Genomic DNA, 24,543 nt, shown 5'->3' with positions numbered 1-24,543 from the left:
CCGTTAAGACTTCTTGGTTTCAGTTTCGACGGAAACATCGCAGTTTCCTTTTAGCTTTGCTCCGCATTGGATGACTAAGAGTTTTGCTTTCAGATTTCCAATGGTTAAAGATTTTGCTTCCAGAACCACCTTTTCGCTGCATTCAATGTCACCGCTGACTTTTCCTGCAATCGTCGCATTTTTTGTTTTGATCGTTCCTTCGACATACCCTGATTCTTCGATCACGACATCACCTGTCGTTGCGATATTGCCTTTGATTTTACCGGCAATGCGCAAATCGCTCGAACCGGTAAGATCCCCGGTAATGAACATGGAAGGGCTAATCTGTGTAAACTGACTGTCGTTTTCTCTTGCCATAAAAGGTTCCTTATTCTTCAATAAAAAGTTCTGGATCGACGGGAACGTTATTCTTCAGGATTTCATAATGGATATGAGGGCCTGTTGTGTTTCCAGAAGAGCCTACCGTCCCGATTGCTTCTCCCTTCTTCACGAATTCACCTTTTTTTACATAGGTTTTTTGAAGATGGGAATAACTGGTGATGTAACCATTTCCGTGATTGATTTGCAAATGCAATCCGCGATCCTTTGTTTTTGCAGCGGAAATAACTTTTCCTTCTGCAGTCGCAAAGACCGGTTCATCGTTTTTCGCAGAAATGTCAATGCCTGTATGTTCCGAGGAAAACTGTTTACTGATGATGCCGATGGTCGGGTTGATGCTCGGCATTTTGGACCAGTTCTCTGATTTTCCGCCGTTGGTATAGCTTTGAAGTTCCGCATTGAAGCGGTTCTTGGAAAGCGGTGTAAAGTCAAATCGATTCTTGTCGATGACTTTGGAAAGTTTGGTAGAATCCGTTTCGAAGAAGGTGCCTAGAATATTCTTGATCTGTTTTTCCATGGTGGAAATGGAATCCAATTCCGAGAAAAACATTTCATATTCCTGCTGTTTTTTGAGCAGCATTTCGTTCTGGGCGTGAACCTGTCTTGAACTGATGATGATCGCGTTGATGGTGGAAAGTTTATAGATAAAGAAACCGCCCATCAAAAAGATGGCGATAATCAAAATTCCAAAAATCTTCCACTTCAGAGAGCTGATTTTAAAGGAAATAGTTTTTCCTGAATCCGAAGGGATGATCTGGATAATGTGATATCGGTTCTTCAATTCAATCCTTCCATTTTTTCCTGGATGCGGGTCAAATCTTCAAAGGAATAGTAATCGATGATGAGCTTTCCCTTGGAAGCGTTTTCACTTCCCTTCTGGAGTTTGACGGACGTGCCGAAAAATTCTTCCATTTTTTTGAGGAAAGAAACGATGTTCGGGTCGAGAGGAGTTTCGACTGCCGGATCCTTTGGAGCCTTTTCCTTTTTCTTGTCCTTGGAAATCTGTTCAATTTCTCGGACGTTCATTCCCTTTTCAATGATGTCACGGGCAACGGCTTCCGGGTCGGAAATTTCCGGGCTGAGTAAGGTACGGGCTGCGCTCTGGGAAATTTTTCCTTCGCTGATCCAGGCTTGGACCTGTTCCGGGAGCTTTAAAAGACGGAGTGCATTCGTGACTGCCGAACGGGACTTGCCCACGCTCTTTGCGAGATCGTCATGGGTGTAACCGTAATTTTCAATCAGCTTTTCATAGGACTTAGCGACTTCGATCGCATTCAAATCCACACGCTGGATATTTTCGATGAGAGACCATTCCGCCATTTTTTTGTCGGAAAGGAGTTCATGCACATAAGCGTCGATGGTCGTCCAACCGGCAAGACGTGCTGCACGGGTACGGCGTTCACCGCTTACGATTTGGTAACGTCCGTTGAATTTTCGAACCGTAATCGGCTGGATCAACCCTTGCTGTTCAATGGTTTCTGCGAGTTCAACGAGTTCTTCTTCGTTGAATTCGGTACGGGGCTGATACGGGTTTGGGTCAATCAAGTCAAGGTTGATTTTTTTCACCTGGATGGTATTTCCATTTTCATCCTGGTTGAGCTGATCGTTCAAAGTTTGAGCGTGGCTCTGCATGATTGTGCTCAGTCCCTGACCGAGCGCCATCGATTTTTTTCCCATAGTTACTTCACCCCATTGATGATTTCTTCAGCGAGTTTCATATAAGCCTGTGCACCGGCACTTTTGACATCATAAAGAATAACCGGTTTTCCGTGGGACGGAGCTTCGCTGAGTTTGACGTTGCGTGGAATCATGACTTTGAAAACACGTTCCGGAATGACGTTGCGAACTTCTTCTGCCACCTGGCGGGAAAGGCTCAAGCGGTTATCGTACATGGTGAGAAGTGCGCCTTCGATGTTCAAATGATTATTCAAGTTTTTCTGAACAAGACGGATTGTGTTGAAAAGTTCTGCAAGACCTTGCAAAGCGTAGTATTCGCACTGGACAGGGATCAAAACGCTGTCGGCTGCGGTCAAGACATTCAAGGTCAAAAGGTTCAAGCTAGGAGGAGCGTCTATAATGATATATTCAAACTCTTCCTTCAATACATTCGTGATACGGCTCAGACGGTGTTCACGACTCATTGCGTTCACCAATTCCAATTCCATTACGGAAAGGTCCGGACCAGAAGTAATGACGTTCAAATAGTCCAAGTCCGTTTTCAAAACGAACTTTTTCAGAGCTGTTTTTGTAATCGCATCTGGACTTTCTGCCAGTTCGAGTGCTTCGTGCACGTCTTCTTCCTGGCTTTCCAGATAACCCAAACCTTGAGAGGCGTTCCCCTGCGGGTCCATGTCGATCAGGAGGGTTTTCTTTTCTAAAGCGGCAAAATTGGCAGCAAGGTTGATTGCTGTAGTTGTTTTACCCACGCCACCTTTCTGGTTACAAATAGCGATAACTTTACCCATAGATTCCTTTGATCACTAATGAGTATTCTTGAGTTTCAAGAGGAAGATTGTAATCGATTAAATGAACATTCGGAATGTCCTTCAGTTCCTGAGCAATTTCACGACTTTTAAATGTCACAAATATTCCGTCTTTTTTAAGGCCCGGAAGAGCTCTTTCATAATCCGCTTCAAAACGGGAAAGCGCTCTGCAAGAAATGATGTCGCAATTTTGGATATTAGAAGTTTCAAAACGTTTGCCGACAACAGTCAGATTTTCGAGTTTTAAAGCGTTCTTGGTTTCTTCCAAAAAGAGAACTCTCTTGTGACGAGGTTCAGATGCATAGAATTGAATATACGGACAAACAATCGCAAGCGGATAAATAGGACAGCCACCACCGGCGCCCATATCGGTCCAGACCATTCCAGGTTTTAAATAATTTGCTTTAGACAGAACGATATACGGAAAAAGAGAATCCGCAATGTGGCGAGTCAAAAACTTGGGAATATCATTTTTGGAAATCAGATTTACTTTTTCATTTCCGATAATTACCAAATTTACGTAAGCGAAAAGTTTTTCAAGAATATTTTCAGATAAGGAAATTCCATTCGCTGAAAGAAATTCAACGAGCAATTTTTCTTGATTTGAATCTGAGTAATGTTTCACGTGAAAAAATTTAGAATTATATGAAAGGAAAAGAAGAGTGGGTAATTTAAATGTTTTACGATTTATGAATATAAGATGTGGATAAAGTGATTTTGAAAGGATTTTTTGAAATTATAAAATTTTGATTTTTGGATGATTGTTTAAAGTTTTATTTGAGGTAATGTTTCACGTGAAACATTTGAAGAAATACTTTACGGTAAAAGAAAAGTTTTCTTGATCGCATTGTAAAGCTCGTGCTTAGGTTTGAGTGTCTTTGTTGCAGTATCAACCAAGAATTGTTTCAATAATATAAAAAATAAAGGGAATTATATACAATATTCCATCTAGTCTAAACGAATAAATTTTTGAAATTATATAAAAGGTTCCACCTTACCTAACTATATAGTCGTCCCTTAAAATCCCGCCCAGCCCGCATAACTATTGGGAAAAACTGATTTCTACCCTGTGAAAATATTGCAAGGATTTCTAAAATATGATTGAAAACCTTGCAATTTTTTATGTACAGACCGCCAAAATCCCACGCACAGACAAGCCTTTTCTGTTCCCTTGAGGAGCAGTTGAACCACAAGCACCCCCTCTACGTTCTCGCGAACAAGATTGACTGGAACAAGTTCGAGACCGAGTTTTCGAAACGGTTTGACGACAAAATGGGTGCGCCGAACAAGCCGATCCGTCTCATGACCGGGCTCATCATCCTGAAGCACATCCGCAACGTATCGGACGAGTCCGTCGTGGAGCAGTTTCAGGAAAACGCCTATTACCAGTATTTTTGCGGAGAACGGTTCTTCTCGACGGAGCAACCCTGCGACCCGAGCGAACTTGTTCACTTCCGGCACATGATTGGCGAAGCGGGCATGGACATGATCCTCAAGGAAAGTATCCTCGTCAACGATGACCACGATAAACAAGGACCGACAGGATGCGGCACGGTCTTTCTTGACACGACCGTGCAGGAAAAGAACATCACGTTCCCTACAGACGCCAAACTTGCGAACAAGATAATAGAACAGGTACAGAGGATCGTGGAAGAGCATGATCTTCCGCAAAGACAGTCCTACAAGAGAACCTTGAAGAAGGCCCATCGTGACCAGCGTTTCCGCAATCACCCGAAGAACGGCAAGAAGGCTCACAAGGCAGATCGCAGGCTGAAGACAATCGGGGGACGGCTCGTCCGTGAATTAGAGCGAAATCTCGCCAGCAAGAACTTGTTGAACACGTACAAAGAAAAAATCGAGCTTTTCAAAAAAGTTCTGGCACAGAAGAAATGCGACAAGGACAAGGTCTATTCGCTTCACGAACCCGAAGTAAAATGCATCGGCAAGGGCAAGGAACACAAGAAATACGAGTTCGGCAACAAGGTGTCAATCGCCCGGAGCTACAGCGGCATCATTGTCGGCGCGGTCTCGTTCCGGGACGAGTATGACGGACATACGATAGACGATACGCTTGACCATGTTGAACAAATGCTTGGATTCAGGCCGAGCCAGGCCGCATGCGACCGAGGCTACCGCGGACAAAAGGAATCCGGAACGACAAAGATCGTGATACCGGACGTCCCGAAGAAAAACGCGACTTACTACCAGAAGGAAAAGGCTCACAAGCTTTTTTGCAAGAGGGCAGGCATCGAGCCTATCAACGGCCACCTGAAAAGCGACCACCGTATGGGTAGAAATTTCTACAAGGGAATCTTTGGCGACATGCTCAATGCAAAGCTTGCAGCAGCGGCGTTCAACTTCAAGAGGGCCATGAGGCGCTTTTTTGTCCTGTTGGAATGGCTATACTGTTGCTTCCTTTGCCGGGAAGGGGTGAATAAAAACGGCGAACCTCCTTATCCTGCGCTCGCGAAGTGACTTTTTAAGGGTCAACTATATAAACTTTTGAAAATAAAGTGTGGTTAGTTGAGAACGCCTAGTATGTATCTATATTGTAGCATGAATAGTATATGCTATATTGAACAAGATATATCCGAAATGGCTCGGGTCGGCTGTGTCGACAACCAAGTTTGTAAACGTTCTTTCGGTTTATAAATGATTCAAGTGAAAAATAAAAGGAAAGTTTCTATAAAGGAAAAATCCCCCGCTTCTGCGAAGGATTTCTTGTGTTTCTGTTTTCGATTGTATTTTGTTTTATCCCGGACAATTCGAGTTCGTAATGTTGTCCCGTTATTGGAATTTTGTTTAACCATAAAGGCCTCCTTAAAGAAAGAGTATAAAAAATGTTTCACGTGAAACAAAAAAATTTTATGGAGTAAAATGATGTGGATAATTCTGATGAAAATAGAATTTTTCTGTGAGGTTATCCACTCGTTCTTTGAATTCAACGGAAAAATGTGCGTACTCCAAATGTGAATTTAGTATTGAAAACTTTATAAAAATTCTATAAAATTTTAACCCATATCGCTACATGCTCAATTGTTATATCCGCCCTTCTCTTTAGATTAATGTATATACATAATTTGAGGTTTAACTTAATTTATAAGGTCATCGTTTATAACTTTACCGGTTGTTCAGCGATATTTTCCATTAGGCCTTTGAAAAAAAATCCTTTTTCAGAACGGGAGTTTTTCTATTATGAATATTCCGCCTCACGATTGCTTTCTTTTGAAATGATAAAATTGAAGAAGGAAATTGCTTAAAAATTAGTTTTTTTATTTTCTTACACTATATAATATACTTGTAACTTTCTTTATCAAAAGTCTTTGTTATATTTGCGATGCCTTCTAAATATGACGGATCCTGCGAATATTATTTTGCTTTGCCTGTTTTGCTTAGCTGGAAGTTTTATCCAGCGTGTGACAGGTTTTGGATTCGGAATATTCGTGATGACGATTTTTCCGTTCTTGCTTCCAAGTTATGGTGAAGCGACTGCACTTTCCGGACTGTTGGCAGGAACGAATTCGATTTTAATCGTTTTGCAGAAGTGGAAGTTCATCGTATGGAGGATGTTCCTCCCTTTGTTGATAACTTTTATGGTGGCTTCCGCTATCTGCATTTTTTATTTGACTCGCATTGAAGAACATTCGATTAGGCAGATTCTGGGTTTGGTCTTGTTTTTTGCGAGCTTTTACTTTTTATTTTTCAATAAAAAAATTCATTTGAAACCGACGCTTCCGACTCAGATTTCCATGGGAACTTTGAGCGGTGTAATGGGTGGACTTTTTGCAATGCAGGGTCCGCCGGCGGTTTTGTATTTTCTTGCTTCCTGTCCGAATAAAGATGTTTATATAGCATGTATGCAAGCTTACTTGTTTTCGGGAAATGTTATGATGACTGTAGTTCGCGGATATAACGGGTTTTTAACTCCAGCGGTAGGGCTGGCTTATGGATTTGGAATTTTATTTGTGCTGTTGGGTAATTTTATAGGTGGAAAAGTTTTCAATCGGATTTCGGATAAAGTTTTGCGACGCTGCGTGTATATTTATTTGTCCGTGAGCGGTCTCGTAGTTTTCAACATTTAATCCCAAAGTCCAATTCACTTTCATTCAACATTCCCTATTTTATCCTCCATTGTTTCACGTGAAACATTATTTTTTTTAAAAAATGAGATAAAATTTTGGGATTTATTGTGGATTAAATTCAATTTAAAATAAAGTAAAAATCAAAATATTGCTGTAAATAGATGAATTTCAATCATTTAAGGCAAATAAATAGTTAATTTAGCTTGTCTGAATTTCGGTGGATTTCTGAGTGGATAAATAACGGCGATGTATCCACCCATACCACTCTTCTGGGGATTTTTCTATCTGTTTTTCTAACCATAGATGATATTTATCAAAAATTTCTCCACCATCTGTAGCAGTTATTTCTTGTGCAGAGAGAATTCTTTTATCGTTTTGTGAATTCAGCCAACAGATATAAACAGGTGTCTGTGGACGGTGTTCGAGGATAAATTGTGGAATCGGATTGCAGTGAACTAGCTTTTTGAACAGTTTTCCAGGAATAAAACGAGGTTTTCTATAGTCTTGATCGGCGATTAGACAGAACAAGTTATTCGCATCTAGGGTTTTGATAATGTCTCTAGGATTGTTTATAAAAAGTGAATAATTATATTTATCCACAGACCTTATATGTGAATATACCCAATTATCGAGAATTTTTGGGTGCAAATGTGCATAACTTGCTACAAGCGGAATGCCTATACGGACAAGCCACGGGCCAATGATTTCGTAATTTCCGAAGTGAGCTGTCAACATCAGCCCACCCTTTTTCATTTTTTCAAGGACAGGAAGACTCGCCGGGTCTATTTCAAAACGAGGATCTTCCTTTGAATAGATACGGCTCTTGGTGATGAAATCCGCAGCGTCCCGGGTGATGTTTTTTAAGAGCTTTTGATAGAAAGCTTTTTTTTGAGTATTTAACAATCCCGGACGGACATGCTCCAAGTTTTCCCAGAGCACCTTCTTTTTCCAGCCCGAAACCTTCAGGACTGCGTACAGGATGGTTTGAAGAATTTTTGCGCGAATCGTCATAGACTGCTGAAATCATAATTAGAAAATTTTTTCTTCGCAGAGGTAGGTTGGAAGTTGCTTCAAAATAAATCAGCTAAAAATTTCGTTTTAAAACTCCTAGTTCGAATTTGAAATACTCCCCCGCTCCTCTTTTACCAAAATTCAAAAAATTTTCCGAACTCGGCACTTTGGCACGGCTTTTGCAATAAGCATGGGTGAGAAAAGAAAAAATAAACAAATAGGAGATAACACCATGTACAACACTCAAATGATTCCGACTCACTTCTTTGGACTCAACAAGTTCTTTGATGCGTTCGAAAATGAAGGTAAGGCTTGTGGCTCCTGCATGCCGCGTGCCGCTGTCGCCGAAAATAATGGCCAGTATACTCTCGAAGTCGATCTTCCGGGTGTCAAGAAAGAAGACATCGATCTGAACCTCGAAAACTTCATGCTTACCATCAAGGCTTCTCGTAAGTCCGCGACTGCCGATATGAAGTTCGAACGTTCTTTCAAGCTTTCCCAGGATCTCGATACGGAAGCTGCCGATGTGACTTTTGAAAACGGCTTGCTTTCGATTAAGCTTTCCAAGAAGGCTTCGGCGGCTCCGCACAAGCTCGTCATCAAATAAATTTTTCACTTTAGGCTTTTCGGAATTTTCGTTTCGGTAAAATTCAAAAAAAGGAGATACACTATGTATACAAATGAATTGCTTCCGGTTTTTGGATTTAGCGATCTGTTCGACACGTTGAATGACGATGTCAAGGCTTGCTCCTCTTGCACTCCGCGTGCAACCGTTTCGGAAAAAGGCGGTATTTACACGCTCGAAGTCGAATTGCCCGGTGTAAAAAAGAGCGATATCGATGTGCATGTGGAAGGCAATTCCTTGAGCATCAAGGCGACCCGTAAGAGCGCTTCTGCAGAAATGCATTATGAACGCTCTTTCAAGCTCGCTGATGAAATCAATCCGGAATCCGCCGAGGCGTTCCTCGAAAACGGTATTCTCACATTCAAGTTCACGAGAAAGCAGAGCGCCGCTCAGCACAAATTGACAATCAAATAATGTTTCATCCTAAACCCTAAGTAAAAACGACTCCCCTGCGGGAGCCGTTTTTTGATATAAGGATATTTTTTAGAGCGGTGTGAATTCCGATTAGACTAATCCTTGATGCAGCGTATCGTATGTTTATCCTTATTCTTTTTGATGCCTCCTGACGTGCTGACAAAATTTGCAAACAAGGATCCATCATCTGCGGAAACGCACATTTGGGAAGCGGTTTCTTCAGATTTTTCTGTGGAAGCCCAATAGCAAGAAGTCAATGCCTTGCTACCGTAATATTGGGTGGTATACTGGGTTGCAGTGTGTCTAAAATAGAGATTATTTATATCGTCTTTCCATTTTAGGGGTTTATCGCTCGCATGGGCCATCAAAGTCCAGAAATCTTTTGTGGTCGGTAAATGCCAACCCTTTGGACAAATGCCTCGAACTTTGCCGGATGTAGAACAGAACTTTCCATTGCCACAGCCTTTGCCGTCTGTTGAATAAATTCCTGCACTATCCATGGCAACGCTCCAAGGATATTCTTTATCATATTTGTTGTAAAGCGTGTCTGTCGTATCTTGAAGCCGTAGGTTATCCTGCATCCACCATTGGTCTCCAATTTTAACAGTTCGGTAAACTTTTCCGTCTCTCTCATCCACAATGGAATCACTGCATCCGGTGCCGCGGCAGGGATCTACGACGGGAATGGTTTCGTCAAAAGTCGGGAAGGAAATTTTTGTATCCGGTTCGGTCGGTTCGTAAGAATCGAAATGTCGAACGCATCTTACGGACATGTGGTTATTTTTCTCCTGATACTCCCAATCATGATCGAATAAATAACTATGTACTTGTATATAGGTGGCATATTTTTCTTCGACAGATGAACTTGTCCACATAAGGGCGCCATAGCCTTCGTACCAGTGTCCTCGTTTGATTCCCACAGGACGGATGTTTAACCCAAGTGAAAAAGCTCCGCCGGCACTGAATTCCGTTTTGGATTCGATATCCTTATTTTTGTATGCCATATATCTAAGATCCAACACTTCAGCACCAGACGGCAAATGCCAACCTTCTGGGCAGACTCCGCGGATAAATCCCGTGTCCGGATAGGGACAATATTTAATTCCGTAGCCGCAGCCTTTTCCATTGTCACTGAAAATTCCTGCGCTATCCACCGCCGCACTATACGAATACAGGCGTCCATCCTTTTTACAATTTTCCGGATCGTTTTCGTAGCAGGAACTCGTGGAATCTTCTGTAGCCGACGGTTGCAAATAGCGGTAATTCAAATTTTCCGCCATCCAGATCATATACCCGACTTGAACGGTCTTGTACTTTTGTCCATCTCTGGAATCGACGAGAGTTCCATATTTACAAGTATCGACTTCGTCTGTTTTACAGGCTACAGCGCGGTTAAGGTCATGTTGGATATCGGTGGAAATGGCATAAGTGGAATCTTCTTCTGTTTTAATACAGCGCAGGTAATTTTTGTGGGAAGATTCCAGAGAGCCATTATCGTAGATTGCGGCATATTGTGGACTGAGATAGAATATTTTGCTGTACTTGGAACTTCTTTGCACAGAAGTCCAAAAGACGGAAAAGATGGTTTTATAATACTCGGAATGAGTTGACATGATCGCAGAGAATCCGTAATCATCGGTTCCAGTCGTTTTTTTCCCGTTTGAACCTATTTCCGAGTAAAAGGCATTTGCATCATGAAGATAGTACCCCGTATTTATTCGTTGATAATGCGCTCCCGCATAATATAAAAGCTTTTGGTATTCGATTCCGTTCGGCACGTGAAAGCCTTCTGGGCAGATTCCCTGTACAGGATAAGACGGGGTGCATGTGACGCCGTTTCCGCATCCCTTTCCGTCGTCATTCAAAATTCCCGCACTGTCCATGACAGCACTCCAAAGATACATGCGTCCGAATTTTTTACAGTTTTCCGGATTGTCTTCATAGCAGAAACTTGAGGAGTCCAAAGAGGCTGTTTTTCCTTTGTATCGGTATCTCAAGTTTTCGGCAATCCATGTCTGGTCCCCGATTTTTACAGTCTTATAGACTTCGCCGTCGCGACTGTCCTTGATTTCTCCATAGGAAATTTCCGGATTTAAGAAGTCTGCTGTTTTTAAATTTTCGGGATTTATATCCGATGTATTTTTCTTGGATGAGCTGCTGGATGTTTTGTTCGAAGAGGAACTCGGTTTGGTCTTGTCGTTTGTTTTTTGCCAGGCTTTGCCGTCACATTCGTAATTCAGAGACTGTTCAGAGACATAGATTTTTTTCCCTGTTATTTCGTCATTACATTCGTAAGTATCCAGTTCAGCCAAGTCATAGACTTCTGCAGGAAGTGCATTGTTACTTGCCGATGACGAATTATCGCAAGCCGAAAGGGCAAACCCGAGCACCCCCGCAAGGGCTAAGACAGTGAACTTTTTCGCGAACGTGTTTTTATAAAAATATTCTTTCATAAACTTCATTCCCTAAAAATAACAAAGCATCCCCGTATAATTTGCCAAATGTAGGCTAATTTATATATAAATAAACGGATTACACAAGGCGTCCATAGTAATTGATTTTGAAATAATATTCCTCCAAATAGGATTTAACAAAAGATAGCTAACACGAGCTTCCTTTACCCCCCCCCGCTATAAATTTTTATAAACAAATTAACTTTTGATATTTTCCACCTTTTTTCAAAAGAATGGTTATCTTTTGCAAAAAGAGAATTAGAATGGGGTCACTCATGAGAAAAATGCAAATTGTAGCAATGATTGCCATGTTGTTCTTGGCAATGTTTCATCTTTCTGCTTGCGGAAATTCTACATCGGGCGATCCCTCGGACCTTTCTTACACCGATCCGGACGGGAACGATTCTACAATCGTCATCAAGTCAGGTTCTTTTACGGATAAGAGAGACGGTCAAAAATATTCCACTGTCACCGTGGGCGATTACACCTGGATGGCGGAAAACCTGAACTACAAGCTGGAAGGTTCCAAAAACAGCAGGGATTACGGCACTTCTAAAAATTATGGAGTGCTTTATTCCTTAAAACAGGCAAAGAAAGTTTGCCCTGAAGGTTGGCACCTGCCGACTTATGCGGAATGGAAAGAACTTTTTTCACTTTTGGAAGAAGCTCACGAGGATTCGGCCGGTTGGGTGCTCAAGACCACATCCGGATGGGAATCGGATGAAAATGGAACCAGCGGAAATGGCGGAAATCTGATTGGATTTTCGGTGAAGCCGACCGGATTTTATAATGGTTATTATGCCTTGGAAGGTCAGTATACTGCATTCTGGGTCGATGGCGATATGGATTGGGACGGCTATGCTACCGCAATCCGCTTTGATTATGACGATGCAGATTGGCATTCTCCGGAACTTTACGCATATCGTGCAGAAATCTATGTACGATGCTTGAACGATAAGAATACTCTAGTGGGAACGCTCGGTACTTGCAACGATTCCAAGGAAGATTCTATCGGCGTATGGAGAAACGAACATTATACCTGTACAGATTCGTCATGGCAAAAATCGACTATCGAAGAAAGTCTCAATTTTGAATTTGGGGAATGCAAAGCTTTGATGTTCGATTCTGTACGTATTTTAAGTGACACGGCATATATTTGCGATTCATTGACTTCTCAATGGCGAGTGGCAAAGCTTGGCGAAGCACTTGGAAAGTGCAGTGAAAAAAAACTTCGAGAAATGAAAACCTATCTGGGTGAAACCTATTCCTGTCATGCGATCGGTACGATTACTCCCATCTACAGATGGGAAGAACCCGATGCCAACGATATGCTGCCCAAGTGCACCGTGGAACGTAGGACCGAACTTCAAACGTTCAACGAAAATATTTACATCTGCGTAGATTCTGTTTGGGAGTATGCCAATGAAAAACAAATTGCCCGTGGTGAATGCTCAGAAAAAAATGTGGATGAAATTTCGATAGTAAACGATACGAGCTACATCTGTCTCAGTAATCGCTCGTGGAGAAGGGTCAATCATTACGACTCCCTCTATGGAATTTGCACATCCCGAAAAATCCAAAAGTTGACGTTGATTATCGATACTTCAGCGACAGCGATCGAAGATCTTTATCACTATGATTCTACATATTACATGTGCGATACGACTGGGTACCGCTTAGCGACAACGGTTGAAATCAATACCGACGGTAAGCCTTGTACCGCATCGGAAGTAGGAACCATGACGAATGGAAATCTAAACCCGGCTTTCCGTTTTTACTGTACGCCAAGTTACGGCTGGGTAAGTGTTACAGACGCGAGCCGCAAGGCAAATGAAGTTCCGAAGAGCGCTCGCTTGAATCCGGATATTCAATATGGAAAGATGACGGACAGCCGTGATGGACAGATTTACTATACGGTCAAAATCGGAAACCAGACATGGCTTGCGGAAAATTTGAATTATACAGACGAAAATTATGTGAAATATAAAAAGAGCGTTTGCCTTGAAGATGTATATAGTCGTCCCTTAAAATCCCGCCCAGCCCGCATAACTATTGGGAAAAACTGATTTCTACCCTGTGAAAATATTGCAAGGTTTTCTAAAATATGATTGAAAACCTTGCAATTTTTTATGTACAGACCGCCAAAATCCCACGCACAGACAAGCCTTTTCTGTTCCCTTGAGGAGCAGTTGAACCACAAGCATTCCCTCTACGTTCTCGCGAACAAGATTGACTGGAACAAGTTCGAGACCGAGTTTTCGAAACGGTTTGACGACAAAATGGGTGCGCCGAACAAGCCGATCCGTCTCATGACCGGGCTCATCATCCTGAAGCACATCCGCAACGTATCGGACGAGTCCGTCGTGGAGCAGTTTCAGGAAAACGCCTATTACCAGTATTTTTGCGGAGAACGGTTCTTCTCGACGGAGCAACCCTGCGACCCGAGCGAACTTGTTCACTTCCGGCACATGATTGGCGAAGCGGGCATGGACATGATCCTCAAGGAAAGTATCCTCGTCAACGATGACCACGATAAACAAGGACCGACAGGATGCGGCACGGTCTTTCTTGACACGACCGTGCAGGAAAAGAACATCACGTTCCCTACAGACGCCAAACTTGCGAACAAGATAATAGAACAGGTACAGAGGATCGTGGAAGAGCATGATCTTCCGCAAAGACAGTCCTACAAGAGAACCTTGAAGAAGGTCCATCGTGACCAGCGTTTCCGCAATCACCCGAAGAACGGCAAGAAGGCTCACAAGGCAGATCGCAGGCTGAAGACAATCGCGGGACGGCTCGTCCGTGAATTAGAGCGAAATCTCGCCAGCAAGAACTTGTTGAACACGTACAAAGAAAAAATCGAGCTTTTCAAAAAAGTTCTGGCACAGAAGAAATGCGACAAGGACAAGGTCTATTCGCTTCACGAACCCGAAGTAAAATGCATCGGCAAGGGCAAGGAACACAAGAAATACGAGTTCGGCAACAAGGTGTCAATCGCCCGGAGCTACAGCGGCATCATTGTCGGCGCGGTCTCGTTCCGGGACGAGTATGACGGACATACGATAGACGATACGCTTGACCATGTTGAACAAATGCTTGGATTCAGGCCGAGCCAGGCCGCATGCGACCGAGGCTACCGCGGACAAAAGGAATCCGGAACGACAAAGATCGTGATACCGGACGTCCCGAAGAAAAACGCGACTTACTACCAGAAGGAAAAGGCTCACAAGCTTTTTTGCAAGAGGGCAGGCATCGAGCCTATCAACGGCCACCTGAAAAGCGACCACCGTATGGGTAGAAATTTCTACAAGGGAATCTTTGGCGACATGCTCAATGCAAAGCTTGCAGCAGCGGCGTTCAACTTCAAGAGGGCCATGAGGCGCTTTTTTGTCCTGTTGGAATGGCTATACTGTTGCTTCCTTTGCCGGGAAGGGGTGAATAAAAACGGCGAACCTCCTTATCCTGCGCTCGCGAAGTGACTTTTTAAGGGTCAACTATATAATCCGACGGATGGTGGTGGATCCGCCGGTTGCGAAGTGACGGGTCGTGGCTATTTCTGGGTCGCAGCCATTGATTCGATCGCGCTAGCAAACGATAAGACAAATCCTATGGAATGCGGTTTTAACAAAACCTGCAATTTGACGGGTAAAATTCGCGGTGCCTGTGATTACGGCTGGCATATTCCGAGTAAAGCGGAATGGGAAGAATTGTTAAATTCCGTATATGCGACAGATGACTTTGCGTATCAGCATCCTGGAAACATTTTGCGAATTTTAGGGTCCGACGAAGGAATTCAAAGTGGTGGAATAAGTTCCAAGGCAAACGACATGCTTGGCTTTTCGGTTTATCCATTTTCATTTGGAAATGGATGGATCGGTGGCAGATTCTGGGCTATCGACGAAGTTTACAGTGACGATCGCGAGGTGGCAACATTCTACGTCTGTGCGTATGATGCAGGAGTGGGCGGCAACTGGAAGAACGATTACCGCTCCGTTCGCTGCATCAAAGATGAAGACTAGTTGTGAATTAAAGCAGCTGCTTTCCGTCGCTGAATGCCTTGCCGACCTTTTCACCGAGGACGCGGTAAGCCTTGGCGACGGAATCGTAAGAAATCGGTTGTACCTTGCCTAAATCCACCTTTCCGTCTTCTCCGAGAACGCTTTCGTCAGCGCTCACGTTTTCAACCTGTCCAATGATATAAGTGCTGCCGTCGCAGTCCGGGCTCATTTCAAGAATCGTGCATTCGAGAGTCAGCGGATATTCTTCGAACATCGGGGCGTCCACGTTTGCACTTTTCATAACGTGCAGTCCGGATTTTTCCACCTTGTTCGGCAACTTTTTGCCGCTGACGATACCGAAGAAGTCGGAGACGACTGCGGTTTGGCGAGTGCCGAAGCTCACGGTAAAAGCTTTGCGTTTTTTCAGGTTTTCCACGGTCTTGTGGCTTGTTCCGAGGCAAATCGTGATCTGGTCGTCTTCCCGTTGGCCGCCCCAGGCCGCATTCATGGCGTTTGCACTGCCGTCTTCGTTGTAAGTGGCGATAATCAAAACAGGAAGCGGTGTGATAATTGCCTTTTTGCCAAAATCCTTTCTCATAAAAACTCCTTTTTGAATAAAATTATCAAATTATAGGTTTGAATGTTCTAACTTGGACATTTGCCGGTGAGAATTTTTGAACCGATTTTTGAAAACTGCCGTTATATTGAATGAAGGAAGGGTTTAATCCAGGAAACTGGAGCAGTGATTAAAGTCTACGGCGTAGTTTTATGCCGTAGACTTTTTGTTTTAAAATAAAAATCGCCGATATGTAAATTTTAATATTATTTTAGAATCAGAAAAAAGGAGTTTTCATGAAGAAGGGAATTGTCGTCGGCGCTATCGTGACTGTTTTTGCCGCAGCTGTGGCTGTGATTACCCGCATTGCGATGATGCGCAACGTGGAAGCGGAGCAGGAAATCGAAGACGAGTGTGAAACCAAGAACGAAGCGAAGAACGAAAAGGCTGTCGAAGATAAAGTCGAAGCCTAAAGCGTTGTCCGAATCTCGGGGGTCGTCAATTCATCGACGAATTTTCCTTTAGTTTCGTCGATGAATTTTTTGGATTCCGCCCAATCCGCTTGCACAATGTAAATCAGATAGTGCATGGCGCGGAATAAAGGGTTTGCACTGTCCTTCAAAAATCTTTCGTAATTCCGACTTGTGTAAACGATATAGCTGTCGACTTCTTCGGAATAATCCTGCATGATCAGGTTTCCGAAAATACTTTTGCTCGTTTTATAGATCGTCGGCATGCCGTCACCGGGTTGTTCGCAACGGACATCTTTAATTTTATAACGTGTACTCATTTGCCTTTTAATATAAAAAGTTCCGTGCTGCCGAATTTTTGTGGAGCTTTTATTTTTACTTTTTTTTTGAAAAAAATGAATGGTGTATAAAATGAAGAATGTATTTCTTTTTCTCATCAGTTTTATGGCGTTTTCGTTTGCCGGCGTGAACGAGCTGGTTCAAGAAGGAACTGAATTTCACGACAAGGGAAAATACGATTACGCAATCGCAAAATATAAAGAAGCCGAAAAACTCGATCCGAAAAGTGCACTTGTCAAGTACGAGCTCGGTTATTCCTATTACGCAAAAGGCGATGTAAAACAGGCGCTTCAATTTGCGAAAGAGGCGGAACGCTTGAATCAGGATCCTCGCTTGGTAGAATCGATTGCAAGCATGGTCGGTACGATTTATGATGCGATGAAAATGCCGGATTCCTCTTTAGAAGCATACAAAGCGGGATTTGCGAAGGCTCCCCATTCTTACAATATTCCTTTCAATGCGGGTGTAACTTGCATGGGAGCAAAGCGGGATGTAGAGGCTGCTGAATGGTTTGTAAAAGCAACGCGGAATACAAAGCTTCATCCAAGTACATATTACTATTTGACTTTCGTTTCTGAAAATTTGGGCAATTGGACGGACGTTTTTTCTTATGGCATGTACTCGCTTTTGCTTACCCAGAAAAAAGATCAAATGCAGAATATGCTTCGTATTTTGTATCAGAATTCAAAGGGACTTGTGACGGTTCGGGCAAAGGATACCATTACGATGAATTTGCCGAAGAAGTCAAAAAAGGCGGATTTGCACGATGCTTTTATTTTAGCTTATGCGTTGGCGAACATGGATTCTTTAGGGAATCGAAAATTTTATGAAAAGGATACCACGTCAGAACAGATCGCAGAATACTTGGCCCACATGTTTAAGGATGCTGTCGAATTAATCGCGGGATTTGATGAAAGTCACTATTCGAATGTCTTGACTCCTTTTTACAAGGGACTTGTGAAAGAAAATCTAGTGGACGCTTTTGTTTACACGATTGTTGAAAATGCCGACAGGTCTGTTTATGCGAAATGGCGACTGATCCATGCGAATGATTCCAAACGTTTTTATGATTGGATTCATGCGGAATTTTTGAAAGTGAAAAAATGAGGACTTTACAAATGAACTTTTTCTTGGAATCGAAACCGCTCGGAACAGTAGAACGTTACGTGGTCCATGCGGATGACTGCGAACTGGAAATCCTTGCAGGATGGGGCGCAGGCTTAAACGCTTGGCGCGTCCCGGTGAACGGCAAAAAAATGGACTTGCTTTACGGTTACCGCGACGCGGAAACCTTCCGCAAAATTCAGGCGGATACAAACGCAGGCGTTTGCCTTTCTCCGTGGCCGGGCCGCACGGCAAACGCCAAGTGGTCTTGGAAGGGAAAGGATTACAAGTTGGTGAACAACGTAAGCTGGGCTCCGCATGCGCTTCACGGTTTTTTGCATGTTCTCCCGTGGAAGTTCGAATCCTTTGCGTCCAATGAAAAAGAAGCCGTGTTGACTCTTTCGCGAGACTTTTACGGTGACGCAAATGCTTATCCATTTACATACAAAGTAACAAACATTTATGCGTTCAACGGAAAATCCTTTACCGTAAAATCCATTGTGAAAAATACGTATCACGAAACGCTCCCCTATGCACAGGGATTCCACCCGTACTTTATGCTCGGCAAAAAGGTGAACGCTTTGACTCTTTCGATGCCGGCTTCTCACAAGGCGCTGCTCGATTCCGCGGATATTCCGACAGGGGAACTCGAAGCGGAAACGCGTTTCACAGGAAACACTCCGATCGCGGAAACTTTCATCAACGATTATTTCGCTTTTGACGCCGAAAGTTCGGACCGGGTTTCGGTCATTTTGAAGGATCCCGAAACGGGAAACCAGATTGACGTTTGGCAGAAGACGGGCAAGGATCTGTGGCGCGGTATTCAAATTTACACTCCCCCTGACCGTGAAAGCATTGCGCTTGAACCGATGAGTTCTGCGCCCGATGTGCTGAACCATCACCGTGAATTGATAGAAATCATTCCGAATGCGTCGATTGAACTCCTTTGGGGCGCGGAGTTTGGAATATCCGTTCGATAATCACGCCTTTGGCTCATTATGACACGGCAACAGGTGGCAATCATCGGTTTGCGATCATTCACCGGGATAGTTTTTGGTGTGGGACTTCGGAAATTTGAACAATTTTTATAAAAGCCCGCCCCTTTTCTAAAAAAAAGAATAGTTTATGCGGGCAATGGTACTCTCAATCCAGAGAGTAGTCCAAGAGAGGAATGGTTAAGATGGCAGAAAAGAAGCAAGAAAAAATGAGTCAGAAGGATTTGGATTACTTCAAGGCCCTTTTGCAAGAACGTCGCCGTCAACTGGTCGCTGCTCAAAGCGACGTCGCGAACAACGAAACGTTCCAAGGGCAGCGTGATCAGGGCGGTGAAACGGCCGGTTATGCCACTCACATGGCGGACGTCGCTTCCGACTACAATTCCCTCGAAACGAACTTTGACTTAGCCGCTCGCGATGGCAAGTACCTCGTATACTTGGAAGAAGCCCTTCAGCGTATCGAAGACGGCACGTTCGGCATTTGCAAGGTCTGCAAGAAGTTGATTCCGAAGGCTCGCCTCGAAGCGGTGCCGACGGCGACCAAGTGCGTGAGCTGCAAGTCCGAAACGAAGAAGCGTGAACGCGAAGAAAACCGTATGGAAATGGCTCGCCTTTACGCCCAGCAACAGCGCATGGCGCAGAGAGGCAATTCCTGATTTCTTCAGATCACTACCGTCGCGTTTTTCTCGTCGGCTCGGGCTTTAGTAAGTCCTATTGCCCCGAGATGCCGACGCTCAAGGATTTGAACGGTCGCATCCCCGACGGGATTTATCCGGAGTGCATGACGCTCCGGAATTATTGCTACTTTTTGCGGGAACTTTGCCGTGGTGAATCGGAATATTTAAAGATTGAATCGGTCGCGACGAACATTCTCGCGACGCAGATTTTTCCGAGCGAAGAAGAGCGTTTGCACAATGCGACGCTCCGTTTTGAATTGCTCCGGTTTATCGCTCTTTCGATGCACCGCTCGGTGCCGCTTTCGGCGGAGGCTTCCCGGAACCTTTCGCATTTTTTGAATGCGGTGGCAAATGACCGTGCCAATTCTAAGCGGGACAATCTGATTCTCTCTTTCAATTACGACACGCTGATTGAAGACCAGGTGCTGCAGGATCCGGAACTTTGCGCTTCGACTGCTGTGGATTACGGGGTGAACATCGAGCGCGCGGACCGTTCTGCGGAATGCGGCTCCCGTTCGCGGACGATTGACCTTTTGAAACTGCACGGGTCGCTCAACTGGTATCCGGTCAAGGGGACGGGCGAAGATTTTGATTTGAAAAGCGTTTGTCGTATAGAACCTGGCGACCGCAGTTTTCCGATGTATCAAAAGGACAATCCGATTTTTATTCCGATGGCGCATGCGAAGGATTCCTTTTTGCGGGGGAGCCTTTTTAACGTCATTTGGGCGAAGGCGGACTATTACCTTTCGAGAGCGGATGAAATCTATGTAATCGGCTACGGATTTCCGCAGACGGACGGAAACAGCTTCCCGTTTCTTTTGAAACATCGGACCCGTATTCGAAATGTCGTCGTTTTTGAACCTAAGAAGGACAATTCAATCGAACGCTTGCAACGCCTTTTCGACAAGGACGTTGTCGTCTGCGAAGACGCGCAGAAATTCTTGAATCGTTTATTTTAAGCCAAAGAAGAAAAGCCCGATGAGAATACCCACCATGGCGACGTATTTGAGTTTGGTGCGTTTTTCCTTAAAGAAAATCAGCCCACCGGCGAAACTGATCAGCACGTTCGAACGGCGGATGACCGTGACGACGGAAATCAGGGCGTCCGGTTCGTGGACGGCGAGGAAGTAAAAACGGTCTGCGATGACGAGCAGAACGCCCACCGCCAAAATGATCCAGCGGAATTCAAAGCGTTTTCGGTCCGGCTTGTTACGTTGCAAGAAACAGAGTAATAGAATGCTGAACGCTTGGATGCATGCCATGTAAATGTTAAAGTAGAACTGGATTGCGAGCGGGTCGAGCTTTGCCCTTTGCAATAGGAACTTGTCGTACACGCCGCTGCACGATCCGAGAAAGGTGCCGAAGAACATCGAAAGAATCCAGATGTTCGTAAAGAAGTGTCCCGTTTCCTTTCGGGATGCGATGCTGATGAGGAAATAGCTCACCATGGCAAAGCCGATGCCGATCCATTCAAAGGAGCTCGGACGTTCTCCCATGATGGCGACCGCCATCGCGATAGTAAAGATCGGCGCACTTGCGCGGATGGGAGCGGTGAGACTGAGCGGTAGACGGGAGACCGCGTTGAAGGTAAAGATCCAGCTTGCGGTCACGATCGCCGCTTTGACGAGGAGCATCAAATGCTCGGAAAGCGCAAGCGATGGAATTTTACCGAGGAAGTAAACCGGCAAAAGAACGGCGGTACAGGTTAAGCTGACAAAGAACAGGACGGGCAAAACGGCGTTGCCGGTGAGAGCCTTTTTCTTTGCAATGTCATAGAATCCTAAAAATAAGGCGGATCCAAGTGCGAGTGTGACCCAAAGCATGGGCCAAAGATAGTAATTATGCCAACTTGGAATAATTATTATATGGGCACCTCTAAATCGAGGTTGACAAGGACAAAACGGTAATAGAATTCCTCTGTCCCGAGAATGAAAATAAAACGGAAATCTGCACGGTCAATACCCGCGAACTACGAGCATTGATGGATGAATGGTTGCGGAAACGAGCCGAATTCTTGAATAAGAAGAAATAGCTTCTTCGCATTTGGGATAGCGGGGTGATTCGAGGAAAGGCCGTCAAACGGCTGGCGCTAGTTCGCTTACCGATAAGACCCCGCTCCAGGAACTTTTGACTGCTAGAAGTGTTGAAAAACACGAAAAGTCGAGGAAGGAATACTTGATCTTTTCAACGGCCTGTTTTTATTTTAAATTTTTGAGGACACTAGTGATTCAACTTATCCATTAAAAAGGAGTCCATGTATGGACATTAAAAATAAGGCTACAGGCCTTCTTGCTGAATTTAAGGCGTTCGCGTTTAAGGGCAACATCGTCGACATGGCGATAGGTGTCATTATCGGTGGTGCTTTCGGTAAAATTGTCACTTCTTTCGTGAACGACATCGTGATGCCGTGCGTGACAGCAATCATCGCAGCTGTTTCGGGTACAAAGAATGCTGCCGAAGGTTTGAAGACGCTTTCCTACACGACGGAATCTGGTGTCGCGATTCCTTACGGTAACTTCATCGGTGGCGTTTTGGACTTTCTCATTGTCGCTCTTGTCGTCTTCATCGTGATGAAGAAGTTCCTCGGCTTTATGCAGAACATGCGCAAGCAGGAAGAAGCAAAGCCGGCCGAGCCGCCAGCACCGCCGGCACCGTCCAAGGAAGAAGTTCTCTTGACGGAAATCCGCGATTTGCTCAAGAAGTAATTCGGTTAAGATTCAAAAAAATCCCCATGCACTCGCACGGGGATTTTTTGCTGTTGATCTGACAACAAGCTTTAATAGTTTTCTTTCTTGATTTCGAAGTAGCTCTGCGGATGGTTGCAGACCGGGCAAACGGCCGGAGCCTTTTTGCCGATGATGATGTGACCGCAGTTGGAGCACTGCCAAATCGTGTCACCGTCACGCGAGAAGACAAGCCCTTCTTCTACGTTCTTCAGCAACTTACGATAGCGTTCTTCGTGTTCCTTTTCAATCTTGGCGACCATTTCGAACTTTCTCGCGATTTCGTTGAAGCCTTCTTCACGAGCTTCCTTCGCCATCTGAGCGTACATGTCGGTCCATTCATAGTTTTCGCCATCAGCGGCATCCTTCAAGTTTGCGATGGTATCGGGAATTTCACCACCCTTCAGATACTTGAACCAAAGTTTAGCGTGCTCCTTTTCATTGCCCGCTGTTTCTTCAAAGATGTTTGCGATTTGAACGTAGCCATCTTTGCGCGCCTTAGACGCATAGTAAGTGTATTTATTACGAGCCTGAGATTCTCCAGCAAAAGCGGTCCACAAGTTCTTCTCTGTTTTAGAGCCTTTTAATTCCATAGATTATCTCCTTGAACGCGAAAGTGTTCTGCATTAATTTACAAATTTTTTTTTGTAATGCGCGACTTACGGAGAATTTTTCCGAGAAGTTCATTTAAAATATCGCCTGCGTCATCGGAACCAATTGCTTTTTGTAGTCCAAGGCACGTAGGGAAAAGAAGAATGCCGATAAAGCCTGAATAAACGATCAGAGCGAACAGCGAGCAACTGCGGACAAAGTCGTATGAAATATTCTCGATAGCAATAGCGATGACGATCATTGCGGCGAAACTGGCGAGAGCTCTTCCCATATTCCAAAGAGCATGTTCCATGCCCTCCGTACCCGTTTGACGCGCCCAGAGGAACACCATCGTTGCCACTTGGAGTATGGCGCCTGAGGCTCCGATGATTGGGACTACATAAATACCGAAGTCCTCGGCGAAGAAGAGGTAGGCGGGAATCGTCAGCAGGAAAATGCCCGTGTTGATGAGCGTTGGCGTCCACATCTTTTCTTTTGCATAGAAGGAACGCACGAGCACCGCTTGCAGGCAAAGACCAAGGCTTGCCGGCAAATACCAGTGCAAAAGTTTTGCCACGTATTCCGTCGTATCGCGTAAAAAGGCGCCACGTTCAAAAAGAATTCTTACAGCGGGGAAGGAAAGTGCCCAGATTGTGATGACCGCTGGAACGAGAATGCAGAACATTCTCGAAAGGCTCGACCAGATCTTGTTATTCAGCTCGCTGAACTTGTTTTCTTTGACAAGGCGCGCCATATCCGGGTAGCCGGAAACGCCAACGGAAAATCCGAAGACCGCGACGAGAGTGTACATCACACGGTAGGCGTAATTCAAACTAGAAATTCCGCTCGAACCGAAAATGCCGCCGAAGCTTCGAATGATAAATTCAAATGCGAACATGCTTCCGACGCCAAAGGACATCGGGAACATCATCTTCACATACCGTATTATGTCGGGATGCTTCGGGTTCAAATAGAAGCGGTAATGTATCCCGCTACGGTAGGCTCCAAAAATCTGCAGAACAAAGAAACCGATGAACGCACCGATGGGAACGCCCCACGCAAATCCTTCGAGACCGTGATCGCTTCCGATGATACCGCCGCCGATAACCGCAAGGTTGTAGATGACGCCCGTCAACGAAGGAATCGTGAACTGCTTGCGGGTATGTTGTACGGCGACGAGGAAGCTGCCGGCAAAGATAAAGAGCTGTCCCGGCAAAATGATTCTGCCGAAGTATGTTGCGCAGTCTAGGATTTCTTCGGGCAAATCCGCCGCCGAAGTGAAGAGGCTGATCAGTTCCTTCATCCAAATGAAGGACGGGATGATTAAAGCTAGGAAAAGAATGCCAATCGTGTTCAGCACATTGCTGAAGAATTTCCAGGCACCCTCTTCGTCGTCTTTTGTCTTGTAGCCAAAAAAGATCGGGATGAAGACAATCGAAAGAAAGCCTGTGCTCACTACGTGATTCAGAATATCCGGGATGAGGAAGGCGAGATCCAGAGCGTTCTTTTCTGCGGTGACGCCCGCTGCACGGGCAAGGAGCATTTCACGGAGAATGCCGAGTACACGGCTGGCGAGCATGCTCGCCGCAATAATAAGAGTCGCTTTGTTCATTTGAACGCAATTTTAGAAAAGTTTAAGGC

At 44.5% G+C, this 24,543-nt stretch carries 25 protein-coding genes; 13 read left to right on the top strand and 12 right to left on the bottom strand.

What is annotated here, in order from left to right; all coding sequences use genetic code 11:
* Window positions 1–3: 3 nt before the first annotated feature.
* Genes BGX16_RS06425 through rsmG form a run of 5 tightly spaced genes read right to left on the bottom strand, consistent with a single transcriptional unit; the run spans window position 4 to window position 3,486 of the window.
* On the bottom strand, window positions 4–357 hold the full coding sequence (locus BGX16_RS06425) for a bactofilin family protein (protein WP_146139437.1): 354 nt from the start codon (window positions 355–357) through the stop codon (window positions 4–6).
* Window positions 358–367: 10 nt separating this feature from the next.
* A complete protein-coding gene (locus tag BGX16_RS06420; protein WP_100425313.1) occupies window positions 368–1,159 on the bottom strand; it encodes a M23 family metallopeptidase in 792 nt (263 codons plus the stop codon).
* Window positions 1,156–2,055 carry a ParB/RepB/Spo0J family partition protein gene (locus BGX16_RS06415; RefSeq protein WP_100425312.1) on the bottom strand — a complete coding sequence of 300 codons (900 nt, stop codon included), beginning with the start codon at window positions 2,053–2,055 and terminating at the stop codon, window positions 1,156–1,158. Before BGX16_RS06415 ends, BGX16_RS06420 begins: the two co-directional genes overlap by 4 nt.
* 2 nt (window positions 2,056–2,057) lie before the next feature.
* Window positions 2,058–2,843, bottom strand: a complete 786-nt coding sequence (locus BGX16_RS06410) for a ParA family protein (RefSeq protein ID WP_100425311.1) — start codon at window positions 2,841–2,843, stop codon at window positions 2,058–2,060.
* Complete coding sequence (gene rsmG / locus BGX16_RS06405) at window positions 2,836–3,486, bottom strand: 16S rRNA (guanine(527)-N(7))-methyltransferase RsmG (protein WP_157797912.1); 651 nt, start codon at window positions 3,484–3,486, stop codon at window positions 2,836–2,838. The genes BGX16_RS06410 and rsmG overlap by 8 nt, the downstream gene beginning before the upstream one ends.
* 497 nt (window positions 3,487–3,983) lie before the next feature.
* On the opposite strand from rsmG, the gene BGX16_RS06400 reads away from it, so the two are divergent.
* Together BGX16_RS06400 and BGX16_RS06390 are read left to right on the top strand one after the other, a co-directional pair.
* A complete protein-coding gene (locus BGX16_RS06400; RefSeq protein WP_198514835.1) occupies window positions 3,984–5,336 on the top strand; it encodes an IS5 family transposase in 1,353 nt (450 codons plus the stop codon).
* Between the two features lie 875 nt (window positions 5,337–6,211).
* Window positions 6,212–6,943 carry a sulfite exporter TauE/SafE family protein gene (locus tag BGX16_RS06390; RefSeq protein WP_100425308.1) on the top strand — a complete coding sequence of 244 codons (732 nt, stop codon included), beginning with the start codon at window positions 6,212–6,214 and terminating at the stop codon, window positions 6,941–6,943.
* A 198-nt stretch (window positions 6,944–7,141) separates the two neighbouring features.
* Here the strand turns inward: BGX16_RS06390 and BGX16_RS06385 are convergent, their stop codons facing one another.
* Complete coding sequence (locus BGX16_RS06385) at window positions 7,142–7,954, bottom strand: lysophospholipid acyltransferase family protein (protein WP_100425307.1); 813 nt, start codon at window positions 7,952–7,954, stop codon at window positions 7,142–7,144.
* Window positions 7,955–8,186: 232 nt separating this feature from the next.
* On the opposite strand from BGX16_RS06385, the gene BGX16_RS06380 reads away from it, so the two are divergent.
* Together BGX16_RS06380 and BGX16_RS06375 are read left to right on the top strand one after the other, a co-directional pair.
* Window positions 8,187–8,561: an Hsp20/alpha crystallin family protein gene (locus tag BGX16_RS06380; protein ID WP_157797911.1), complete on the top strand. Its 375-nt coding sequence runs from the start codon at window positions 8,187–8,189 to the stop codon at window positions 8,559–8,561.
* A 63-nt stretch (window positions 8,562–8,624) separates the two neighbouring features.
* Window positions 8,625–8,993 carry an Hsp20/alpha crystallin family protein gene (locus BGX16_RS06375; protein WP_100425305.1) on the top strand — a complete coding sequence of 123 codons (369 nt, stop codon included), beginning with the start codon at window positions 8,625–8,627 and terminating at the stop codon, window positions 8,991–8,993.
* 95 nt (window positions 8,994–9,088) lie between these two features.
* On the opposite strand, the gene BGX16_RS06370 is transcribed toward BGX16_RS06375, so the two are convergent.
* Window positions 9,089–11,455 carry an FISUMP domain-containing protein gene (locus BGX16_RS06370; protein ID WP_100425304.1) on the bottom strand — a complete coding sequence of 789 codons (2,367 nt, stop codon included), beginning with the start codon at window positions 11,453–11,455 and terminating at the stop codon, window positions 9,089–9,091.
* 275 nt (window positions 11,456–11,730) lie between these two features.
* Here BGX16_RS06370 and BGX16_RS06365 point away from each other — a divergent pair, with 275 nt between their 5' ends.
* The 3 genes from BGX16_RS06365 (at window position 11,731) to BGX16_RS06355 (ending at window position 15,468) form a co-directional block, all read left to right on the top strand.
* On the top strand, window positions 11,731–13,512 hold the full coding sequence (locus tag BGX16_RS06365) for an FISUMP domain-containing protein (protein ID WP_198514873.1): 1,782 nt from the start codon (window positions 11,731–11,733) through the stop codon (window positions 13,510–13,512).
* A 63-nt stretch (window positions 13,513–13,575) separates the two neighbouring features.
* Complete coding sequence (locus BGX16_RS06360) at window positions 13,576–14,928, top strand: IS5 family transposase (RefSeq protein ID WP_198514820.1); 1,353 nt, start codon at window positions 13,576–13,578, stop codon at window positions 14,926–14,928.
* Between the two features lie 57 nt (window positions 14,929–14,985).
* Window positions 14,986–15,468 (top strand): FISUMP domain-containing protein, encoded by a 483-nt coding sequence (locus BGX16_RS06355; protein WP_100425302.1) that lies wholly within the window; start codon window positions 14,986–14,988, stop codon window positions 15,466–15,468.
* A 7-nt stretch (window positions 15,469–15,475) separates the two neighbouring features.
* On the opposite strand, the gene BGX16_RS06350 is transcribed toward BGX16_RS06355, so the two are convergent.
* Window positions 15,476–16,045: a flavin reductase family protein gene (locus BGX16_RS06350; protein ID WP_100425301.1), complete on the bottom strand. Its 570-nt coding sequence runs from the start codon at window positions 16,043–16,045 to the stop codon at window positions 15,476–15,478.
* A 254-nt stretch (window positions 16,046–16,299) separates the two neighbouring features.
* Here BGX16_RS06350 and BGX16_RS14580 point away from each other — a divergent pair, with 254 nt between their 5' ends.
* Window positions 16,300–16,476 carry a hypothetical protein gene (locus tag BGX16_RS14580; protein WP_157797910.1) on the top strand — a complete coding sequence of 59 codons (177 nt, stop codon included), beginning with the start codon at window positions 16,300–16,302 and terminating at the stop codon, window positions 16,474–16,476.
* On the opposite strand, the gene BGX16_RS06345 is transcribed toward BGX16_RS14580, so the two are convergent.
* The gene (locus BGX16_RS06345; protein WP_100425300.1) at window positions 16,473–16,793 is read right to left on the bottom strand and encodes a hypothetical protein; all 321 of its coding nucleotides are present in this window, start codon (window positions 16,791–16,793) and stop codon (window positions 16,473–16,475) included. The two genes, BGX16_RS14580 and BGX16_RS06345, sit on opposite strands and share 4 nt — an antisense overlap.
* Before the next feature lie 91 nt (window positions 16,794–16,884).
* On the opposite strand from BGX16_RS06345, the gene BGX16_RS06340 reads away from it, so the two are divergent.
* The 4 genes from BGX16_RS06340 (at window position 16,885) to BGX16_RS06325 (ending at window position 20,547) form a co-directional block, all read left to right on the top strand.
* Window positions 16,885–17,919, top strand: coding sequence for a tetratricopeptide repeat protein (locus BGX16_RS06340; protein ID WP_157797909.1), 1,035 nt, complete (start codon window positions 16,885–16,887; stop codon window positions 17,917–17,919).
* A gap of 11 nt (window positions 17,920–17,930) precedes the next feature.
* Window positions 17,931–18,896 carry an aldose 1-epimerase gene (locus BGX16_RS06335; protein WP_157797908.1) on the top strand — a complete coding sequence of 322 codons (966 nt, stop codon included), beginning with the start codon at window positions 17,931–17,933 and terminating at the stop codon, window positions 18,894–18,896.
* A gap of 200 nt (window positions 18,897–19,096) precedes the next feature.
* Window positions 19,097–19,567, top strand: a complete 471-nt coding sequence (locus BGX16_RS06330) for a TraR/DksA family transcriptional regulator (protein WP_100425297.1) — start codon at window positions 19,097–19,099, stop codon at window positions 19,565–19,567.
* Window positions 19,568–19,635: 68 nt separating this feature from the next.
* Complete coding sequence (locus BGX16_RS06325) at window positions 19,636–20,547, top strand: hypothetical protein (RefSeq protein ID WP_100425296.1); 912 nt, start codon at window positions 19,636–19,638, stop codon at window positions 20,545–20,547.
* On the opposite strand, the gene BGX16_RS06320 is transcribed toward BGX16_RS06325, so the two are convergent.
* On the bottom strand, window positions 20,539–21,411 hold the full coding sequence (locus BGX16_RS06320; RefSeq protein WP_100425295.1) for an EamA family transporter: 873 nt from the start codon (window positions 21,409–21,411) through the stop codon (window positions 20,539–20,541). The genes BGX16_RS06325 and BGX16_RS06320 overlap by 9 nt on opposite strands.
* 435 nt (window positions 21,412–21,846) lie before the next feature.
* Here BGX16_RS06320 and mscL point away from each other — a divergent pair, with 435 nt between their 5' ends.
* On the top strand, window positions 21,847–22,293 hold the full coding sequence (gene mscL, locus BGX16_RS06315; protein WP_100425294.1) for a large-conductance mechanosensitive channel protein MscL: 447 nt from the start codon (window positions 21,847–21,849) through the stop codon (window positions 22,291–22,293).
* A gap of 71 nt (window positions 22,294–22,364) precedes the next feature.
* On the opposite strand, the gene rbr is transcribed toward mscL, so the two are convergent.
* Together rbr and murJ are read right to left on the bottom strand one after the other, a co-directional pair.
* Window positions 22,365–22,904, bottom strand: coding sequence for a rubrerythrin (gene rbr, locus BGX16_RS06310; protein ID WP_100425293.1), 540 nt, complete (start codon window positions 22,902–22,904; stop codon window positions 22,365–22,367).
* 38 nt (window positions 22,905–22,942) lie between these two features.
* Entirely contained in the window at window positions 22,943–24,514 is a 1,572-nt protein-coding gene (murJ, locus tag BGX16_RS06305) for a murein biosynthesis integral membrane protein MurJ (protein WP_100425292.1), read from the bottom strand.
* Between the last annotated feature and the right edge of the window lie 29 nt (window positions 24,515–24,543).

The organism is Hallerella succinigenes, from assembly GCF_002797675.1.
GTDB classification, from domain to species: domain Bacteria; phylum Fibrobacterota; class Fibrobacteria; order Fibrobacterales; family Fibrobacteraceae; genus Hallerella; species Hallerella succinigenes.
The sequence above is the reverse complement of the archived record's forward strand: the minus strand, read 5'-3'. Positions and strand labels throughout refer to the sequence as shown.

What these genes read in the sequence shown, in the direction of transcription:
- rbr (WP_100425293.1), bottom strand. Translation starts at nt 22,904, where the DNA reads ATGGAATTAAAAGGCTCTAAAACAGAGAAGAACTTGTGGACCGCTTTT.
- BGX16_RS06365 (WP_198514873.1), top strand. Translation starts at nt 11,731, where the DNA reads ATGCAAATTGTAGCAATGATTGCCATGTTGTTCTTGGCAATGTTTCAT.
- BGX16_RS06415 (WP_100425312.1), bottom strand. Translation starts at nt 2,055, where the DNA reads ATGGGAAAAAAATCGATGGCGCTCGGTCAGGGACTGAGCACAATCATG.
- BGX16_RS06325 (WP_100425296.1), top strand. Translation starts at nt 19,636, where the DNA reads ATGCCGACGCTCAAGGATTTGAACGGTCGCATCCCCGACGGGATTTAT.
- BGX16_RS06345 (WP_100425300.1), bottom strand. Translation starts at nt 16,793, where the DNA reads ATGAGTACACGTTATAAAATTAAAGATGTCCGTTGCGAACAACCCGGT.
- BGX16_RS06385 (WP_100425307.1), bottom strand. Translation starts at nt 7,954, where the DNA reads ATGACGATTCGCGCAAAAATTCTTCAAACCATCCTGTACGCAGTCCTG.
- mscL (WP_100425294.1), top strand. Translation starts at nt 21,847, where the DNA reads ATGGACATTAAAAATAAGGCTACAGGCCTTCTTGCTGAATTTAAGGCG.
- BGX16_RS06330 (WP_100425297.1), top strand. Translation starts at nt 19,097, where the DNA reads ATGGCAGAAAAGAAGCAAGAAAAAATGAGTCAGAAGGATTTGGATTAC.
- BGX16_RS06340 (WP_157797909.1), top strand. Translation starts at nt 16,885, where the DNA reads ATGAAGAATGTATTTCTTTTTCTCATCAGTTTTATGGCGTTTTCGTTT.
- BGX16_RS14580 (WP_157797910.1), top strand. Translation starts at nt 16,300, where the DNA reads ATGAAGAAGGGAATTGTCGTCGGCGCTATCGTGACTGTTTTTGCCGCA.
- BGX16_RS06425 (WP_146139437.1), bottom strand. Translation starts at nt 357, where the DNA reads ATGGCAAGAGAAAACGACAGTCAGTTTACACAGATTAGCCCTTCCATG.
- murJ (WP_100425292.1), bottom strand. Translation starts at nt 24,514, where the DNA reads ATGAACAAAGCGACTCTTATTATTGCGGCGAGCATGCTCGCCAGCCGT.
- BGX16_RS06410 (WP_100425311.1), bottom strand. Translation starts at nt 2,843, where the DNA reads ATGGGTAAAGTTATCGCTATTTGTAACCAGAAAGGTGGCGTGGGTAAA.
- BGX16_RS06350 (WP_100425301.1), bottom strand. Translation starts at nt 16,045, where the DNA reads ATGAGAAAGGATTTTGGCAAAAAGGCAATTATCACACCGCTTCCTGTT.
- BGX16_RS06400 (WP_198514835.1), top strand. Translation starts at nt 3,984, where the DNA reads ATGTACAGACCGCCAAAATCCCACGCACAGACAAGCCTTTTCTGTTCC.
- BGX16_RS06380 (WP_157797911.1), top strand. Translation starts at nt 8,187, where the DNA reads ATGTACAACACTCAAATGATTCCGACTCACTTCTTTGGACTCAACAAG.
- BGX16_RS06320 (WP_100425295.1), bottom strand. Translation starts at nt 21,411, where the DNA reads ATGCTTTGGGTCACACTCGCACTTGGATCCGCCTTATTTTTAGGATTC.
- BGX16_RS06390 (WP_100425308.1), top strand. Translation starts at nt 6,212, where the DNA reads ATGACGGATCCTGCGAATATTATTTTGCTTTGCCTGTTTTGCTTAGCT.
- BGX16_RS06375 (WP_100425305.1), top strand. Translation starts at nt 8,625, where the DNA reads ATGTATACAAATGAATTGCTTCCGGTTTTTGGATTTAGCGATCTGTTC.
- BGX16_RS06360 (WP_198514820.1), top strand. Translation starts at nt 13,576, where the DNA reads ATGTACAGACCGCCAAAATCCCACGCACAGACAAGCCTTTTCTGTTCC.
- BGX16_RS06335 (WP_157797908.1), top strand. Translation starts at nt 17,931, where the DNA reads ATGAACTTTTTCTTGGAATCGAAACCGCTCGGAACAGTAGAACGTTAC.
- BGX16_RS06370 (WP_100425304.1), bottom strand. Translation starts at nt 11,455, where the DNA reads ATGAAGTTTATGAAAGAATATTTTTATAAAAACACGTTCGCGAAAAAG.